General features: G+C 44.6%; 16 protein-coding genes. 9 read left to right on the forward strand and 7 right to left on the reverse strand.

Features of this window, described 5'->3' with window-relative positions; genetic code table 11:
- Nucleotides 1-233: 233 nt before the first annotated feature.
- Complete coding sequence (locus tag PTQ21_RS09145) at nucleotides 234-803, reverse strand: TetR/AcrR family transcriptional regulator (RefSeq protein WP_274569591.1); 570 nt, start codon at nucleotides 801-803, stop codon at nucleotides 234-236.
- Nucleotides 804-1,004: 201 nt separating this feature from the next.
- Here PTQ21_RS09145 and lpdA point away from each other — a divergent pair, with 201 nt between their 5' ends.
- The 5 genes from lpdA to PTQ21_RS09170 all read left to right on the forward strand — a co-directional run bounded on the left by lpdA (nucleotide 1,005) and on the right by PTQ21_RS09170 (nucleotide 6,023).
- The gene (lpdA, locus tag PTQ21_RS09150; RefSeq protein ID WP_274569592.1) at nucleotides 1,005-2,390 is read left to right on the forward strand and encodes a dihydrolipoyl dehydrogenase; all 1,386 of its coding nucleotides are present in this window, start codon (nucleotides 1,005-1,007) and stop codon (nucleotides 2,388-2,390) included.
- 48 nt (nucleotides 2,391-2,438) lie between these two features.
- Nucleotides 2,439-3,071, forward strand: a complete 633-nt coding sequence (locus PTQ21_RS09155; protein WP_274569593.1) for a biotin/lipoyl-containing protein — start codon at nucleotides 2,439-2,441, stop codon at nucleotides 3,069-3,071.
- Nucleotides 3,055-4,227, forward strand: a complete 1,173-nt coding sequence (locus PTQ21_RS09160) for an ABC transporter permease (RefSeq protein WP_274569594.1) — start codon at nucleotides 3,055-3,057, stop codon at nucleotides 4,225-4,227. Before PTQ21_RS09155 ends, PTQ21_RS09160 begins: the two co-directional genes overlap by 17 nt.
- A gap of 171 nt (nucleotides 4,228-4,398) precedes the next feature.
- A complete protein-coding gene (locus PTQ21_RS09165) occupies nucleotides 4,399-5,577 on the forward strand; it encodes a DUF4317 domain-containing protein (RefSeq protein ID WP_274569595.1) in 1,179 nt (392 codons plus the stop codon).
- A gap of 89 nt (nucleotides 5,578-5,666) precedes the next feature.
- Nucleotides 5,667-6,023, forward strand: coding sequence for a hypothetical protein (locus PTQ21_RS09170; RefSeq protein WP_274569596.1), 357 nt, complete (start codon nucleotides 5,667-5,669; stop codon nucleotides 6,021-6,023).
- Nucleotides 6,024-6,102: 79 nt separating this feature from the next.
- On the opposite strand, the gene PTQ21_RS31380 is transcribed toward PTQ21_RS09170, so the two are convergent.
- On the reverse strand, nucleotides 6,103-7,908 hold the full coding sequence (locus PTQ21_RS31380; RefSeq protein WP_338020312.1) for a flagellin family protein: 1,806 nt from the start codon (nucleotides 7,906-7,908) through the stop codon (nucleotides 6,103-6,105).
- Between the two features lie 298 nt (nucleotides 7,909-8,206).
- On the reverse strand, nucleotides 8,207-9,151 hold the full coding sequence (locus tag PTQ21_RS09185; protein ID WP_274569597.1) for an AraC family transcriptional regulator: 945 nt from the start codon (nucleotides 9,149-9,151) through the stop codon (nucleotides 8,207-8,209).
- 172 nt (nucleotides 9,152-9,323) lie between these two features.
- Between PTQ21_RS09185 and PTQ21_RS09190 the strand changes: the two genes are divergently transcribed.
- Together PTQ21_RS09190 and gnpA are read left to right on the forward strand one after the other, a co-directional pair.
- Nucleotides 9,324-10,343, forward strand: a complete 1,020-nt coding sequence (locus PTQ21_RS09190; RefSeq protein ID WP_064642211.1) for a glycoside hydrolase family 88/105 protein — start codon at nucleotides 9,324-9,326, stop codon at nucleotides 10,341-10,343.
- Nucleotides 10,344-10,356: 13 nt separating this feature from the next.
- Complete coding sequence (gnpA, locus tag PTQ21_RS09195; protein WP_274569598.1) at nucleotides 10,357-12,531, forward strand: 1,3-beta-galactosyl-N-acetylhexosamine phosphorylase; 2,175 nt, start codon at nucleotides 10,357-10,359, stop codon at nucleotides 12,529-12,531.
- 157 nt (nucleotides 12,532-12,688) lie between these two features.
- On the opposite strand, the gene PTQ21_RS09200 is transcribed toward gnpA, so the two are convergent.
- Nucleotides 12,689-14,029, reverse strand: a complete 1,341-nt coding sequence (locus PTQ21_RS09200) for a lytic polysaccharide monooxygenase (RefSeq protein WP_274569599.1) — start codon at nucleotides 14,027-14,029, stop codon at nucleotides 12,689-12,691.
- Nucleotides 14,030-14,426: 397 nt separating this feature from the next.
- Here PTQ21_RS09200 and PTQ21_RS09205 point away from each other — a divergent pair, with 397 nt between their 5' ends.
- The gene (locus PTQ21_RS09205; protein ID WP_063567124.1) at nucleotides 14,427-14,642 is read left to right on the forward strand and encodes a hypothetical protein; all 216 of its coding nucleotides are present in this window, start codon (nucleotides 14,427-14,429) and stop codon (nucleotides 14,640-14,642) included.
- 143 nt (nucleotides 14,643-14,785) lie between these two features.
- Here the strand turns inward: PTQ21_RS09205 and PTQ21_RS09210 are convergent, their stop codons facing one another.
- Nucleotides 14,786-15,100, reverse strand: a complete 315-nt coding sequence (locus tag PTQ21_RS09210) for a hypothetical protein (protein ID WP_197521548.1) — start codon at nucleotides 15,098-15,100, stop codon at nucleotides 14,786-14,788.
- A gap of 121 nt (nucleotides 15,101-15,221) precedes the next feature.
- Nucleotides 15,222-16,166: an alpha/beta hydrolase fold domain-containing protein gene (locus tag PTQ21_RS09215; RefSeq protein ID WP_274569600.1), complete on the reverse strand. Its 945-nt coding sequence runs from the start codon at nucleotides 16,164-16,166 to the stop codon at nucleotides 15,222-15,224.
- Nucleotides 16,167-16,415: 249 nt separating this feature from the next.
- Here PTQ21_RS09215 and PTQ21_RS09220 point away from each other — a divergent pair, with 249 nt between their 5' ends.
- Nucleotides 16,416-17,405 carry a phosphotransferase enzyme family protein gene (locus PTQ21_RS09220; RefSeq protein WP_072735678.1) on the forward strand — a complete coding sequence of 330 codons (990 nt, stop codon included), beginning with the start codon at nucleotides 16,416-16,418 and terminating at the stop codon, nucleotides 17,403-17,405.
- 96 nt (nucleotides 17,406-17,501) lie between these two features.
- Here the strand turns inward: PTQ21_RS09220 and PTQ21_RS09225 are convergent, their stop codons facing one another.
- Nucleotides 17,502-18,491 (reverse strand): DUF4003 family protein, encoded by a 990-nt coding sequence (locus tag PTQ21_RS09225; protein WP_274569602.1) that lies wholly within the window; start codon nucleotides 18,489-18,491, stop codon nucleotides 17,502-17,504.
- Nucleotides 18,492-18,586: the final 95 nt, after the last annotated feature.

Consider the following 18,586-nt stretch of genomic DNA (forward strand, 5'->3'; position numbering starts at 1 on the left):
TGGAGCTAATAGATGAACAATATTCGTTTTCATAAAAGTCTTGGCATGATAATTCCCCAGTACAGTGAATGCGAAAAAAGCATTACGGTGGCTAGTATGAAGCATTATTTAGTTGAAAACAAATAAGAGAAAACACGCCATTTATAGGCGTGTTTTTTGTGTTTACTGCTGAATAACAAAAATTAAACAGCATCAAAGTTACGCATTTTATAAGGGCCCGGAGCGTTTACTTTTTAATTACTTCTAACCAATTCTTTGGCTTGCTGCCTGCCCGCCGCGAGAAAGCTGTCGCTTAGTTCAGGATCATTAACAGAGCGTGCAAGAACAAGCGAGCCGACTAATGTACTAAACAGTGCACGACTTTTGGATACATCCATATCTGCCAGATTGGAGATAAAAGTGACCATCCGCTCCAGTTCATGAGTGAATACCTGCCTAACCTCTTCGGAAGAGCGGGATATTTCGCCGGAAAGGGCAGGGAAAATGCAGCTCATTTCCGTTTTATCACGGTGATAGGGACTGAGATAATAATCGATGACTGTATTGATTTTGGGGTTCTGCTCTTCCTGATCCGCGACTTTCTGAAGAAGTGCGATGGTATCGCTAATGGCATATTCACAGGCTTCGGCGACCAACTGTTCCTTGTTGTCAAAGTGTGAATAAAACCCTCCATGAGTCAATCCGGCTCCCTTCATAATGAACGGTACACTGACGTCCTGAATACCATTGGTACGAAAAGCCCGAGCCGCACTCTCAACAATTTTACCTCGTACTTTTATTTTATGGCCTTTGGGATAGGGCATTATCATTCACTCCATAGCTTCATCATTCTGCTTTTTTAAAATATTATAGTCATCATAATAAATCCTGTCAATTTGGTCACTGGGTGTTGGCTGGTTTACAAAGGGGCCAAATACGGTTGTTGACTGCCTTAAAATATGATGGTTATAATATATTATGATCATCATATTTTAAATCGGCTTCAAATCGGGAGGTATCAGGATATGAGTAAGCTTGAATCTGTAGATACGTTAGTTATTGGATCAGGTCCGGGAGGATATGTGGCGGCGCTTCGTTCTTCACAGCTGGGGATGAAGACGGCAATCGTCGAACGTCAACAGCTCGGCGGGGTCTGCACGCATGTGGGGTGCATACCATCCAAAGCATTAATTGCGGAATCACATCGCCATGATTTGTTCAGACAGTTCAATCAAGCTGACGCGGCAGCGACATTTAAGATTGCACAGGATTTCAAGCAGGGGGTTGTGAATAAACAGGCAGGTGGCGTCCACTATTTGTTAAAGACTGCGAATGTGACCATTTTCGAAGGCGAGGCCAGTCTGGTGGATGAGCACACAGCGATGATCCAGCAAGCTGGACAGGAGCAGAGCATTTCTTTTAAAAACCTCATACTGGCAACAGGATCTCGTCCAATTGAGCTGCCAGCATTTCCAGTTGGAGGTCGTATCTTATCTTCCACAGAAGCACTGTCTCTGCAGGAGGTTCCGAGTAGTCTGGTTGTGATCGGCGGAGGGTATATTGGTGTGGAACTTGGACAGATGTATGCCAAATTCGGAACAAAGGTAACGATTCTGGAGGGTGGAGCACAAGTATTGCCCGGATTCGAGGCGGAACTTGCAGCACCTGTAGTCAAACAATTGAAGGCGGATGGCATACACATCGTAACCGGAGCGATTGCTGAAAAGGTGGAGCAGAAGGCTGATTCCATTACACTGCATTATTCGAAAAATCAAGAGCAGCACCAAGTCACGGCGGAATATGTATTGGTCACAATCGGCAGGAAACCCAATACAGACGGCCAGTTAGGACTGGAACGCATAGGTGTGTCCGTAACGAACAAGGGACTGATTGAGACGGATGAACAGTGCAGGACGGTTATTCCGCACATTTATGCCATTGGAGATATTACGGCTGGTCCGACACTCGCTCACAAGGCCTCCTATGAAGCAAAAGTAGCAGCAGAGGCCATTGCGGGTCTTACCTCCAAAGTGGATTATAAGGTGATCCCGCTTGTCGTCTTTTCTGATCCGGAGCTATCCAGTGTTGGAGTAAGTGAGACGCAAGCCAAAGCACAGGCCATTCCGGTGGTTATCGGAAAATCTTCTTTTGGGATCAACGGAAGAGCATTGGCATTAAGGGAAACCGAAGGATTTGTGAAAATAGTGGCTGATCCAACCTCGGGAATTGTCATAGGTGCGCAAATCGTTGGCGTGGAGGCGTCCACACTGATATCGGAGCTCACACTTGCAATTGAGATGGGCGCAACCGTAGAAGATCTGGCCATGACGATTCACCCTCATCCCACGTTGGGAGAAGTGATTATGGAGGCTGCCGAGAACGCGGTCACCAAAATGAAAAAGCAAAAATAGCCAGCAAATTTAACATACACGAGGATTGGGAATGGGAGAGATGAAAGAATGAAGATAAAAGCAGGTCTGTATATAGGAATTGCGATGGTGCTCATTGTTGGAGGCTCACTTCTGGCTGTTAAAGGCAAGGATGCTGTAAGTCAGGCCGAGAGCAGGAAACAAGGCATGCTTGAGGCAGAACAAACGACATTGTTTTATCAGAATAGTCCTGGGGCGATTGTAGAGGCGGGTGCGTCTGCAGGTGGCTCCGTGAAGAAGGGAGAGGTGCTATTCAAAGTGAAGTCAGCTGGGGAAGGAGATGTGGATGTACTCGCACCGTATGATGGTTTGGTTGACCGAGTTGCTGTAAAGCAGGGAGATCAAGTACAAGCAGGAGTGCCGCTGGCGGTTCTGCAAAAGAAAAATTACTATACGGACCTCTACATCCAGGAAAGTGAAGTTCAAAAGCTTGAAGTGAATCAAGCCATAGATGTTCATTTTCCCTATTTGGATCAGCCAACACAGGTGAGTGGAGTTGTTACTTCCATCTCATCTGCCCCACAATTCGCGAGCTTGCGCATGTCACGAGAAAAGGGGCAAGCCGATCTAAGTATGTTTCTGGTCCGAATATCGATGGATTCGAATGCTGATTTGCTTCCGGGGATGACAGCAGAGGTGAAACTTGATGAAATCACTGATTGACGAATGGAAGTACGTATCGGGAAGTAAGTATGTTCGATTAATTTTTATCGGCCCGCTTATTGCAGCCTTATTCTTTGGTTTAATGTTCTCGCAGAATCAAATTAGCAAATCGCCAGTTGTGGTCATTGATGAGGATCATAGCGAATATTCACGGCAGTTGATCTCCAAAATAAATGCCTCGCAATATATGAGCGTCAAAAGCGTTTATGCGAGCCGAATGAGTCCGGAAACATTGCTTGCCAATGAGCAGGCTGTAGCGGTCATTATGCTTCCCAATCAATTGGGCTTACGTCAACAACAAGGGAAATCGACGAATATCGGCATCTTGATGGATAACACAATGCCCTCGGGGCTAACCGGAATCCGGACCGCGATTCAGGAGATCATCCAGACGGAAAATATGACCCTTTCCATGACACGTCTGATCCAGAAAGGGATGGATGCCGAAACGGCTAAAGGAATCGTGTCGCCGATCTCGCTTCAGCAACGGATGCTGTTTAATCCAACCTCCAGTTATGTCGGTTTTATGGTACTAGGATTTGTGAATATCGTAGTATTGATGATTACAACAAGTGCAGCGGGCTCGATTGCACCTCGGCTTCGTCAGGAAGGGAAGTTATTTACAAACGGAAGGTCACCTTTCCAGCTATGGGTTAGGAGTGTGCCGTACGCTGTGTTGAGCTCCCTATCGCTGCTCCTATCCTATGGATTATTAAAGCAGGTGGGGGGAATGCGTTTTGAAGCGGAACCTTATCTTTTCATCATCCCATTGGTTATTTATGCCTTCGCCTTGTCACTTCTGGGTATGTTGATTGGATACACAGCCAAAGACATATCCAAAGTCAACCTACGAACCAGCTTTGTATTGTATCCTTCCTTTCTGGCAACGGGAATTCAACTAACGCCGCTGGCGTTTCCAGAACCGTTTCAAATTTTCGCATGGGCACTACCAATGAACTGGCTTAACCGCCTGATTCGTGGAATGGCTTTTCGGGACGGAGCGCTTACAGCCTACAGTCAGGAGTTGGGGGCATTGCTAATTATTATTGGCGTTGTGTCCTTGTTCATGGGGTTACTGTTTTTGCGTGAAGGGAGCAAAGTGTCTCCGAGCCGTGAACCACTTTTGAATGCAGATATGTTGCCGAGCAGCAGTTAATTGAAAAGATAAGCAGTGAATCGAAAAACAGACGCACGGGAATCATTCCTGATGCGTCTTTCTTTTTTATTACTGTAGATGACATATAACGATAAAGGTCCTTCTAGCGAAGGTTTTTTATATCGTTTATACTTGTAAGGCCAATTTACTTGAGGAGTTGTCTAACGAATCATGAATAAAAAAGAAGTCGCGCATATACGCAAACAGTTTAAGATGGATCATGATTTACTGAATATTTACGATATACTCAACGTGTATATTACGAAAGAAACGAACGAGATTTATCATTGGGAGCGCCATCCGTTTGAGCTGGTGGATAGAGAGAAACAGGAACTGTACATGGGCAATTTCAAAAAATTGCTGACGGGTGAGCTGGATCAGAAATTGTTTGAGCTGAAGTTCCAGGAGCAAGCGGAGGAGCCGGCTCAGGTGATGCTTCACCAAGCACTGGTAACAGGAGATCCGGAGGAATGGCAGGACCTGATGCTCCTGTTAGTAGAAAGAATGTTGGTGGATGCCAAGTATGAACGGGATATGGTGATCACGTTTGTTCGTGGACAGTATTACTTGCCAACCAAGGCTCGGAACGATGAAGCGGAAGAAAGCGAGAAAAACGAAGTGTTCGCACATCCATTCATTCTGTGCAGTGTGAATTCCACGGAGAAGCAGCGGAAAACGCTCTTGTTTGATTATGTGGAGAGAGAATTTAAGTACAATGTCATTGTAGATCCGGTTGTCAAATTAAGCACCCCGGAGCAGGGTTTCCTGTACCCGAGCGTAACGGACAACTACTCCGATGTGAATCGCATTCTGTACTGCACAGGGAAATCGAATTTCCCGGACCCTCATTTTGTTGAAAATGTATTGAATGGAGAAAGGTCTGTGACAGCACTGGAAGAACGGGCGATCTTCGAAGATATCGTGAAGGAAGTGGCCGGTGAACAGCTCGACTCAGCCACAATTGCACATGTGTACGAGGAGATCAACCGGGTCATCGAAATTAACGAAGAGTCACATGAAGAAGAACCTCCGAAGCTCGATTATAAAGATCTGGAACGTGTGCTGACTGCAAGCGGTGTAGAGGACCTGACGTCGGAGAAAGTGGAACGCGCATTTGAAACCATCGTCGACAACAAGAATTATGAAATGAAAGCGACGAGTGTTATGCCGAAGTTTACGTCCAAGTCCATTAAGATTGAAACCAAAGTCGCTACGATATCAGTTAGCCCACAAGACTTGAGATATGTGAAACAAGTGAATTATCAAGGCAGACGGTGTATCATGATTGAAGTTGACGAAGATGTCGTCATTGAAGGGTTCACGCTAGCCTCAGAGACACTTTTAGATTAAACCACGTTCAATGCAGGACAACGATCAGGGATCTTACCATAAAAAGGACTATCGCAACAGGAGATGACTTCGATGAACAAAAGGCCGTAATGATGCTGACGGCCTGCAATTCGAACGAAGCCAATCCCGACAACGATACAGGCAGTAATGAGCAATCCGCACCGACCGAGACGGTGCAGAAAGACAACGAACCAGCGGAGGAAAGCCCTAATCGCGGTGAGTGGTCTTCACTTCCCGAATATGACATGATTGTTCGGACTATTAATCCGAAGGAGTATACCTTTCGAACCGTAAGCGATAACGAAAATGAACGTATTCTTCTTCTTGCAAACCAGTACGGTAAAGAGAAATACAAGACTATTTTTATTAAAAACACGAGTCGTCTTAAAATTATTGATGTCGATGGTGATGGACAACTTTTTAATGAAGTTTTGGAAAACAGCTGAAAGATACTGGAACATATAGAATAGACGAAATCCCCTTCCAAATAATGTGGAAGGGGATTTGTGCGTAGGTTGTGTTCTTTTATTTTAATAACTGCAGCACGGTTTGAGGATTCTGATTGGCTTGGGCCAGCATAGCGTGAGCTGCTTGAATTAAAATATTAGATTTGGTCACACCCAACAATTCTTTGTTCATATCGGCATCACGGATACGCGACTCAGCCGAGGTTAAATTGGTGCTGGAATTGTTTGTGTTATTCAGCGCATGTTCCATGCGGTTCTGGAGTGCACCATATATGCTCCGGTAATTAGTTACCTTACCTAGAGCTCGGTCTGTTTGGACCAAGGCTTGGTTAGGATCTGCTGGCGGCAATAGTCCCATATTGGTTAGTCCCAATCCCTCAGCCTTTACATTAAAGAGAGGAATATATAAGGATTGACCTGTGTTGGCGCCCATTTGGATGTCGAGGTTGGGCGGTCTATAGTCGATGTCCGTAATGTCCGTAACAATGGTGGTATCAATATGCTTGATTATTTCCGTTTCACGGGTAAATTCGAACACTTCCATGTTTAAGGAAAACGGCCCGTAGGAGAAACCTAAAGTTATGCTTGAACCGCCAGGGATTGTAAAATCCCAATCGAAATTAATTTGGGATTGGCCCCCAACTGGGTTATTTACTACCAGCTCCGTCGGGGATGTAAAACCAAGTGAATCATCAAATATGATGGCAGCGTTAGCGTTGGTCCCATTCATATTAAACGTGTTTCCTGAAGGGGGAGTAAATGCGTTACTTCCAGCAGGCAATGGATTACCACTCGCATCATAGATAACAGAATCAACCGGGGGATCCATTACATTGCTCAGTTTAAAACTGGAGTCCGAAGGGTCACCATTATTGATGACATATTTAATTTCCATGGAGTTATCGGGCAGTATGGTTCGGAATCTCGTTATGGACAGATTGGTTCCAGGAAACCACATATGGTCCCAAGCCGGAACAGTTCCTCGGTTACTGCGAGAGGTATATTCTAAGGCCCTCGTGCTTCCGTTGACTTCTACGTTTTCGAGCATTGAACCATATACATCGGCAAAGCTTTCCGGACCGAAGCTGGTTTTGTTCATGCCAACGGAATACCAATAGCTAGGTTCCGAATATTTAGGATCATTAGATAGCATCAGGCTTTCATGGACCGTAGTTGTTGTATCTGTTACAGTCGTTGTGTTGGTGTCGACCGTATATTCGTTGTACCCCTCTCTTGAATCTGGTAAAACAATCGGAGTAATGGTACTTGTATTGGAGAGTGTATTGCTTGTTACGGATGTATCTATACTGCTTACCAGATGCCTTGGTTCTTCGGGTTCCCCCGGTGGTTTGTACACCACGGACTTATGTATTGTTGTTGTTGGAGGCGGATCGCTGACGGTATGGACGGTATTACTGTTGGACCGATCGGCAAGTATTTCGTAATCGTCTCTAGCTAATAAGTTAATTGTATTAAACTCTGTTTTTGTGGAAATGCTGTCGATTTCATTCGTAAGCTCCCGTATTTCTTGGTCAATCATTTGCCGATCCTTATCAGTGTTTGTATCGTTTAAACCTTGAATGATCAGTTCTCTTTGTCGTTGCAAAATGCTGGTTATTTCATCGAGGCCCCCCTCCGCGGTCTGTATGACGGAGGTGCCGTCCTGAATGTTTCTAGATGCTTGGTCCAACCCTCGGATTTGTGCTCGCATCTTTTCGGAAATCGCTAAACCTGCCGCATCATCCGATGCTTTGTTGATCCGAAATCCCGAGGATAATTTCTCCATGTGACTCGAACCGGCCTTCGAGCTTTTCTGCAATCTTCTTAACGTGTTTGAAGCCGCTAGATTATGTGAGATGATCATGTTTTTATACCTCGATTTAAAATGGATATTCTGATTTATTTTACCATGTAGCCATAAATGTGTCTAATACTTCGTGAATGTTGAGTCGGGTAGCGGTTTTGACGATGGCGGCGACGATTGTCGCCATGTATATTTATCTGCGGTAAAACATGCGAAAAGGCATTAACCGGCGAGAACACAGGAAAGAATGTGTAAGGGATTAACGTTAACGCAACCTTTTGGGGTTGCGTTTTTTGGAATGAAAAACTGGATTGACATCGAAATTTAGAAGTGATACCAACTTTCCTCCCTTTTAATCCTACACCCATCCCGTAAACTCCAATATGGAGGCTTTCGCAGATTGCACTTCGGACTGTGCGCCTTTGCGCCATTCTTTCGGCGATTTCCCCATAAGTTTGGAGAAGCAGCGATTAAAGCTGGAAATGGACTGAAAACCGACTTGTTCGGAGATCGAAAGAATGGAAGCGTCTGTGCTTTTTAATTGCTTGCAGGCTTCTTCAATTCGGGTGCTGTTCAGGAAATCCAGAGGTGCCGTTCCCATAATGTCATGAAATTTCCTGCGAAAATGGGTGGTGCTTAGGTGGCACAGATCAGCGAGAAAATCGATGGTAATGGGCGACATATAGTTTTTGGTGATATACTCCAGAACCGGAGAAATAACAAGATCACCTTTTAGATTATGCTGCGTTTCTTGATCTGCCAAGGGTTCATTCCGGGAATGGATTCGCAGGAGTTCGATATAAAGGGATAACAATAAGCCATAGGCACTTTCCTGATAAAAAGGATTTTTCTGCTTTAATTCCTCTACCACAGATGTCGCAAGGGTATAGATCCTTGGATGTTCCTCTCTATTTAAAATGCAGTTCAATCCCTTAATGGCCCTCAAATTGGGTTCAAAGTTACTGCAGGCACTGTTCTTAAACGACTGTTGAAAGAGGTCCTCGGGCGAGAAAAAGAGATAAGACCATAAGCTGGCTTCATTGGGTGAACTATACGTTGTATGAGGAAGATATCTGGGGATAAAGGTTACATCACCGGCTTTAAAAGGTACCGATTCACCTTTGATCTCCATAATGCCGCTATCCGAATGACAAATACCAATCTCCAGATGGTTGTGGAAATGAAGATGTTCACTTTTGATATCAGAGATTTTCCAACGTTCACCGCTTAACAGCAGAATAGGAAAGTGGATTGGCAAGCTATAGTGGCGGTATTCAATAATAGGCTGCTTTTTTCTGGGCACATTCAATAACTCCCATTCATAAATGATTGAAATTGCGCAGTTTTGTTGCGAATATGCTTAGATTGACACTATTTTACTGCGTACAATGGAATAAGTAAAGCGTTTTCAAACCAAGGACGGACAGCTCTCAAGCGCATTTGGGGGCATGTGCGCCACGAGAGGGGAATCACCGATGCTTCAAGTGAAATATGACAGGGAAGAAATTTTAAACGTTATTGATAACGTTACGAAAAAAACACTGGCGATGGATTTGACGTGGGATTGGCCTTGCGGTGTGGCGTATTATGGTGTATCCAGAGCTTATCAAACAACAGGCAACCAAGAGTATTTGGACAGGCTTGTCCAATGGGCGGATGAATACATCGAGCTGGGCTTGCCAGACTGGACCGTAAATACATGTGCGATGGGCCATATGCTGATTACTTTATATGAAGAAACAGGGAACCAGAAATACTGGGATATTGTAATGAGCAAGGTGGATTATCTTCAAAATCATGCGCTTAGATTTGGAGATAACGTGCTGCAGCATACCGTATCCATTTCCAATGATTTTCCCGAGCAGGCATGGGCGGATACTTTATTTATGGCGGCATTTTTCCTGCTCCGTGTGGGAAGCAAATTAAAGGATCAGGAAATGATCCAGGATGCCCTTAATCAATATTACTGGCATATCAAATACCTGCAAGATCCGAGCAGCGGTTTCTGGTACCATGGCTACAATAACGTCAACAAGGACCACATGTCCGGATTATATTGGGGTAGAGCGAACGCCTGGGGCGCTTACACCATGTCGCAAGTAAAACCACAGTTGAAGGACTGGTATCTATATCCACAGTGCATGGACGTGGAGTGCTCGCTGCGGGATCAACTGGCAGCTCTGAAGCTCGTGCAGACAGAGAATGGCTTGTGGCGGACAGTTCTGGATGACGAGGATTCGTATGAAGAGGTGTCGGCTTCCGCTGGTATTGCAGCAGCCATGATCAATAACGGTAATCCGCTACATACCAAATACGTGCAAAAAGCATTGGAAGGCATTCTGAACAACATTAGTGAAGATGGACGTGTGCTTGGTGTATCTGGTGGTACGGCGGTGATGAAGGATCGGGATGGCTATCGCAATATTCCAAAAGACTGGATTCAGGGCTGGGGTCAGGGCCTGGCGCTCGCTTTCCTGTCCGACATGTTGAAATAGGGAGGGAACCAAGTTGTCCAAACCAATCAAAGGCTCCTTTACACTACCCGGCGAATCCGGTTATGAGGCACTGACTTTGGAACTTGCCGAACGGTGGGGGGCCGATGTCATTCGTGACAGTGACGGTACACAATTATCCGATGAGATTATTAACGCGGGGTATGGCATTTATTCGACCATCTGCATCATCCGGGATCATAACGAGTGGACATCTCGAAATCAAGATAAGCTCCAACAATGTTTTTTAATTACGAATCCGAAGGTAGCTGTACAAGATTATGTATCGTTCTATCTGATGGAGGATTTTTTTGCTGAACAATTCAAGGTGAATGATTCGAAAGAGGCATTTAAATATTGGCAGGTCTTTGACCGGACAACCGAGGAGGAAGTGCCAAGAGGACAGTGGAATTATGAGAGGGAATCCGGCCATGTAGTCATTACCGGCATCGTTCCTTGGCATAAATACACGGTAAGCTTCATGGCCTATCGGATCTGGGAAGAGATCTCGATGTACAATCACACCACAAACCATTGGGACAAGGAGCACTTGATGCAAATTGATCCGATCTATTCGGAAACGCAGACATATCTGCTGGAATGGATGGAGGATTGGTGTCAGCAGCATCAGGAAACAACGGTGGTTCGTTTCACTTCATTGTTTTATAATTTCGCCTGGATCTGGGGCAGCGACGAGCGTAATCGCCATCTCTTCTCGGATTGGGGCTCATATGATTTTACGGTAAGTTCGAGAGCACTTGATCTGTTTGCCAAAAAAGTTGGATATTCGCTCTCTGCTGAGGATTTTGTGAATGGTGGCAAATATCGCGTAAGTCATATCCCGGCGCAGCAGCGCAAGCTGGACTGGATGGCATTTATCAATGATTTTGTCATCGAATTCGGTAAGAAGTTAATTGATATCGTGCATAACCACGGCAAGCTGGCGTATGTCTTCTATGATGATAGCTGGGTTGGCATGGAGCCTTATAATGATCGCTTTCAGGAGTTTGGATTCGATGGGATGATTAAATGTGTATTCTCCGGTTATGAGGCAAGAATGTGTTCAGGTGTCAACGTGGATACCCATGAGATTCGTCTGCATCCCTACTTGTTTCCGGTGGGCTTAGGCGGACTTCCTACCTTTAAGGAGGGCGGAAACCCTACGCTGGATGCCAAAAAGTATTGGATCAATATCAGGCGAGCTTTGCTCAGAGAGCCGATTGATCGGATTGGACTGGGTGGATATCTGCATCTGGTTGAGCCTTACCCGGACTTTTGCGATTATATTGAGAAGACTGCGGACGAGTTCAGGGAAATAAAAGAGCTTCATCATGAGGGTAAGCCCTATCAGATTAAGACGAGGGTAGCTGTTCTACATAGCTGGGGCAAACTAAGATCGTGGACGTTGTCCGGCCATTTCCATGAAACGTATATGCATGACTTGATTCATGTAAATGAAGCCTTGTCAGGCTTACCGGTTGAAGTGCAGTTCATTGATTTTGAAGATATCCGTCAGGGCGTACTGCAACATATAGATGTCGTGATCAATGCCGGCTCTGCCGGTTCAGCCTGGAGCGGCGGAGAACTTTGGAATGACTACCAATGTGTGGACCTGCTGACCAAATGGGTGTATGAAGGCGGTACTTTTATTGGCATCAACCAGCCATCGGCGGTAGAAGGGTACGACAGCTTTTTCAGAATGGCACATGTTCTTGGGGTGGATGAGGATACTGGCGCCAGGGTGGTTCATGGAAAATGGACATATGAGACTCGCGATGAGCATGGTTTGTTGCCGGAAGGGGCAAGAATAACGCCGAAGAATAACATATATCTTACCGATGGAACAGCTGCTGTGGTGGATGAAACGGATGGTATGATTACATTGTCTACACATGATTTTGGTAAAGGGAAAGGAATCTACCTGCCTTCATTCGAATTCAGTTGGGAGAACACAAGGTTGCTGCTGAATCTGATTCGTTTTGCGGGCCGTGAATCCCATGAAACGAAGTACATTACGGATAACTTATTTACAGAGTGTACTTATTATCCGGAGAGTAAAAAGTTGGTCGTCATTAACAATAGTGGTCAGGTTCAAACGACGACGATCGATACCGAGTATGGGAAACAAACTGTGGAATTAGATCCGTATGACACCCGGATCACCCATATTGGCTTAATAAAATCGGTATAGAAACATAAAAAGCAAGCAATAAGACGTTCGGGACTAATTCCTGAAGCGTCTTATTTTGCATGGTGTAATACATAGCCGATCCCTGAATATGGACCGGCTATGGTTGTAATCATAATCTAAATGGACTTCTTTTTAACTAATCCTCCAGTCAATCCCGTTATTGCAGCTGCCAGAGGGTTGGTGTTGCCGAAGGGATCCAATCCACTTGAGACGTGTGTGTAAGAAGGCATTTGTAAGTCAAGTTATTGTAGCTCACGATTGTACCCGCTGTGTATTGAGTATTAGCTGCCCATGCAGGTGCAGTAGAAGCAGCGGCTGTTTTACCGCTGACTGTGCTGGCAGCAGATTGGTTGCCTGCTGCATCAACAGCATAAACCGAAAAGTTGTATGTTGTGTTCGCTTCAAGATTGGTTACCGTATATGACGTTGCCGTCCCGGATGTCGTTGTAACTAAAGTAGAGCCGTTATAAATTTTATACCCTGTCACGCCTACATTATCCGTGGATGCCGTCCACATCAGTTGAATGCTGGACGCGGTTGGTGTTCCCATTACATGCAGCCCGCCTGGAGATGTAGGTGCGGTAGTGTCGTTTGCAGGAGGTGCAGTTGTGGTAACGCTTACAATATTACTGGCTGCAGATTCATTGCCTGCTGCATCGACTGCTTTGACAGTAAAGGTATAGGCCGTGCTTGCTGTTAGCCCTGTGACGGTATAGCTTGTAGTTGTGCCGGATACATTGCCGATTAATGTAGTCCCGTTGTAAATTTTATACCCCGTCACGCCTACATTATCTGTGGAAGCCTTCCACGATAAGGATGTACTGGTCGCAGCAGTTGCAGTTGCCGCAAGTGAAGCTGGAGGTGTTGGTGCCACATTATCAACCGGGTATGTCCCGGAGAAGTTTACGTCGATGACATTATAGAAGGCGTTGGGAGTATCCGCAACCTCCCAGACTGCTAGAATAACATGATAACCGCTACGTTCGGGTACGTTGCATGAGTTGGTGTAGCTAAATGGTGGTTGGCTGCCATTATAAGGAACTGAACAGAACGGTGTCAGGTCAAACGAATCACGGGATAGAGGTGCATTCGGATTCCAGTTCGTTTTCGTAATATAATATTTCCAGCTTGCCGTTGAATGGTTAGCTGTCAGCTTCCAAGTAAACGTATTACTGCCACTAGACATATTCACTTTCGACCAACGTGTGGCGGATTGCTCATCGAGCTTAGGGAAGACGCCGTTAGCGCTTGCAATATGGCCGTCCGTAGGTCCTGCAGTAGGGAAGCCTTTAGGTGCTTCCAGGCTTTGGGGTTCATACACGATACTGCCGCAATCTTGATTGACTCCCGAAGCACACAGTGCAGCTCGGCTCGCCGGCCCTTCTACGTAACCATGTGACAACGCCTTTGGACTGTTGAACAGCATGCTTACCGTTGTAAGCACCAGCAGACAGCAAATCAATACTAGCTTTGAAGACGGTAAAATGAATCTGAACATTCGATAGCCTCCTGTATCATTTTTTTTATATAAACTCAAGTAAGAGCTTATATCGTAATTAAGGAAGTGCTATGCCATATACCATATATGGATATCGTTTGATGAAGAAATCGATATACGGGAATTTCTAAAGTTATTGTAAAGGACCTACATTTGCTGAACAAGGATAAATTTGATAGATAATCCAGTTATTCAAGACTTAGGTAGGCATACAAAAAGGCCTTTGCGGAGAGATCATCTCTCCACAAAAGCCTTTATTTCCGACTGGATTGATAAGTAAAATGCGTATTATACATCGATTTTACAGAAAAGGCAAGAGGAAAAAGATTGCTTTTAAGTGGGGAATCGTTTATGCTAAAAAAAGGAAGTTTACTATATTTGAAAGGAGGAAGTTGAAATGGAAAATATGTGTATGAACATGATGATGAACATGTGTATGGAAGAAATGATGTGCAAGATGAAATCCATGAAGATGATGATGGAATGCATGGAAGACAAAAGCATGATGGAAGGCATGGACATGAATAAAATGATGTCCTGTATGCAAGAATGCGACGAAATGATGACCACAATGATGGGCATGATGAGCAACATGAAGAAAGCATCCATGTAATTATCGATCATTCATTTCATGTAAAGCTGGCGGGCTTTACATATGTGTGGAACAGTTGACTGTACGCATCAAAAGAATAGTAAGCCTTTAATCAAGGCGGGTTAAGCAGACGAACTGCAGACCGGCTTTTTTTCTTGTTTATTTTATTTATATTGAAGAATCTTCCGAGAGACATCAATCCGCATTAGCTTTAATTTGAACCATTGCTCCTGTAAAGACTCAGTCTGGTAACCTTCTGAAGCGACTCTCAGCTTGCTGAAAATGTCCACCAGTTGTTTGTTGATTCGGTCGTAGCTTGTAAGCAGCTCACGGAGCAGTATCGCTTTTCGTTCTTCCTCCAGTAACGCGTCCTTCTGATCTTGAAGCTTCCTGAGAATATCTTCAGCCCATTCCGAGTCTTCTATGGTACGGGCATAATTATATAGGTCCAAATAATCGTTAACCCAAGTTTGTGTCAAAGAATCCATGGCGTTATCACTCCAGTCAGCTACTCTTTTCTATATACCGAGTATTATACCCGGAATAATACAATTTACAAGTGCTGAATATGATTTTTCTGGTTTTTTTTCAGTAGTAGTCTCATATATGCAATTCATGTGATGCATGCTTAATAATATTAATGATTTTACGCTCTGCATCCTTGGCTTCAGGAATAGGGTAAAGCACAAAGACATGATTCATTTTGGGATATACAAAGGTATTATGGTCAATGCCCTGGTCGGTAAGCAGTTTGTCGAGCTTCATGTTGTCGGGAAATAAACCTTCATGAGTTCCGATGAAAATGGTAATCTTTCCAAGTCCTTTGAAGTCTCCGTAGATTGGACTGATCAATGGATCATCCAGATCTTTATCTGCCGCCCATATTCTTCGAATTACATCATAGCCTTCCACAGCCAGCATCGGATCTCGGGTCTCATAGTCGAATATGACCGGGTTGTCCAGAACCTTATCCACACATGGAGATAACAAAATGATATCTTTGGGTTGAGGAAGAAGATTCGTCTTGATGTAATGTGCAAAGCTAAGCGAAATATTTCCTCCCGCTGAATCTCCCATAATGGTAAGTTGTGCAGGACTCTTTATCGATTCAATGATTTCACGGTATAAGTCCAGGAGTCTTGGATATGTATGCTGGTAGTTGAAATGAGGCACTTTGGGATAGATGGGTGCTATAACTTTGGCATTCAACGATTGTGCGATGCGGTCCATGAACTTCCAATGAAAGGTTAGAGGCTGGTGCGTATGAGCGCCGCCATGTATATATAGAATCACTTTTTGATCAGCAGACATCTGGTCATTCAAAGTAAATACCTGCATGTCTTCAAAGGAACGTTCATTTACTGAAGAGATTAATTTAACCTTACCCAGCTCATAAGGCTTAGTGTTCTCTACACCCATGTGTTCCAAGTGCTTCAGGGTGTTTTCTCGCGTAGATAAATTCTTCTTGCTATCTAAAGTTCTGATGTATTTTTCTAGTAAATAGCTCTTGATAGAGCGTTTTTTGTTATATATATTTACACTCATTTGTGCGCCGCCTCTCATCCATAAAGTATGATATCCACAGTATAAAGCCTGAAGTATACTTCAAGGTCAAGGCTGGGAAAGTGATTGGTGCACATAAAAGAGGCGAAATGAATTCAGCTATGCATTCACCTGATTAAATATATATTCTGGAAAATAAATTAAAAATATACTATGTTATAGGTTGATAGATGAAGGAATCATTTATCTGTAACTAAAGTGATGATTATATCAAACTGAAGGAGCATACATATGTTCAATCAACCGACTGCTTTACGTTCAGTGCTCAACCCTAAATATCTGGAGCATGTATTGAGTGTTCAATACGACATCGGATCGTGGGAAGAATGTTTATTTTGGCTGAGAGGGTTAAATGATACCTACCGGGTACGTACTTCTTCTGGCATGTATATTCTTCGTGTCTACCGTACTGAAATTACGGAGGTTGATGTTCAGTACGAACTCTCCCTGTTATCTCAATTAAAGGGCATTTTAGATTCATCTGTACATACCGATATTGGAGAACACATCGAGAAGAAAGATCATACTGGATATACGGTGTTGGAGGCCGCGGAAGGCAAGCGGGTTGCTGTGATGTTTCGGTATATTGAGGGTATCGAAAACAACCTTGAAGATGAAGAGTCGTGTTACGCTTTTGGTCAGTCTGCGGCTGAGCTGCATAAAGCGATGGACCAAGTGGTATTGGAGCAGCCTCGATATGAGTTGGATACGAAGTTTCTCATTGACGAGCCTCTTGAACGAATCATCAACTACATCGGTGAAAAAAATGAAGCAGCATCATTTCTAAATACGTTTGCTAGAGAGTTAAAAGAAAGAATCGGCGTCGCATCCAAACTAGGTTTGGACAAGGGGCTGTGCCATGGCGATATGCATGGGAACAATAACGCTTTTCAACAGGGCAATCAGTTCATCCATTATGACTTTGAGTGGGCGGCTAAAGGCTGGCGTGCCTACGATCTGGCGCAGGTGAAGGCTCGAAAGAGACAGTCTGGTGAGCAAAAAGAAGTGTTATGGAGTGCGCTCATGGCAGGATATCGTTCAGTTAGAAGCTTCTCTACCGAAGATGAACAGGCTGTTGATCTCTTTATTTTCGCTCGCCGATTCTGGGTTATGGGTCTTGATGTTGCTTTTATCGAAAGTGATATGGGTGCGCTGGATTATGGTTCGGATTGGCTCAATAGTTTCGTGGAAGAGTTCCGGGATACGGGAATTGTTGAGTAGTGATGGCTTACAGCAATTGGATTCAAATGAAGAAGGCCTTCTGGATGGTTCCAGAGGGCCTGTTTTATTTTGTAAGATGCATGTCATGACCTTTACTTAGTTCGATGAAGTCGAAGCTACGACGGCAGCCGATGTTGCAGCAGCGGCCATGGCGGCCTGTTGGGCAATGATAATGTTGGTGATGCTGGTGGAGACCGTCGTGGTCAGGACGCCGTTTCGAAGATCCTCCACATATTGCACAGCCACCAGCGAGGACGAGAGCAGCAGCAATTCCTGTTTGTTAATTGACCAGGCACCAAAGCCCTTCTGTGTACGTAACCATTCATACGTTTCCTCAACTTGTTCTACTAGCGTATCTATGTCACCGGGCAGTAAGGAGAGGATCCCCAGAGCCGGCAGGGTGTACATTTTGTCTAATCGTATTCCCCGTCTGCGGAATGCTTCATTTAACGCTATCACATGAGCGCCCGCCTCCGGATTATCATCGCCTAGGACCAGCACCTGCGTTAATGCCTGCACACTATTGCCCGGTGAGAACTCAGGTTTTAATTCTGCATAGAGCTGCTCCATACGGGTCACACCGGATTCTACGTCGAGATCGGAAAGGGCCAGCATGGCAGCGAAAATATAGTCGTCCTGTCCGGTAAGAAAGCGGTGTTGGGCTTTCATGTGATCATAAAATGCTTTGGCTCGTTCGACCTTAAGCTCGAATTGGTCAGGCGCCGCGTGAGCTGCAATCTGATAGGCGGCAATAACCAGAAAATCGGACGTACGAAATTTCACTTTTTTCAGCAGATCATAGATAAAGAGAGTGTCTTCCAGTTTCTTTTCCTGATCTGTTGTAAGCGAGAGTAAGGTAGCGACGCTGATCGCCGAATTTCCTCTGAAAGCCGAAAAGAGATTGGTGTTTTGCTTAATCATTTCATGACTTTGACGAATGGCCTCGCCATCAGCTTGTTTATTTTCCGCTGCATATAATAGGGCTGCCAGACGGTGCATCATCACATTTTGCCATTTGAATGATTTCTTGATGATCTGAGTGTTGGTAACAAATAATTCGACTCGTGCAGCATGTTGCTCTTGCATAAGCAGACCTCCCGAGTGATTGGACCTTTTCTCCAGTTTACTATAAAAGGGGCCTCACCGTTAACAGATAAAAAGCACCCCAACAGAAGTTTATG

It is taken from the genome of Paenibacillus marchantiae (genome assembly GCF_028771845.1).
Taxonomy (GTDB): Bacteria; Bacillota; Bacilli; order Paenibacillales; family Paenibacillaceae; genus Paenibacillus; species Paenibacillus marchantiae.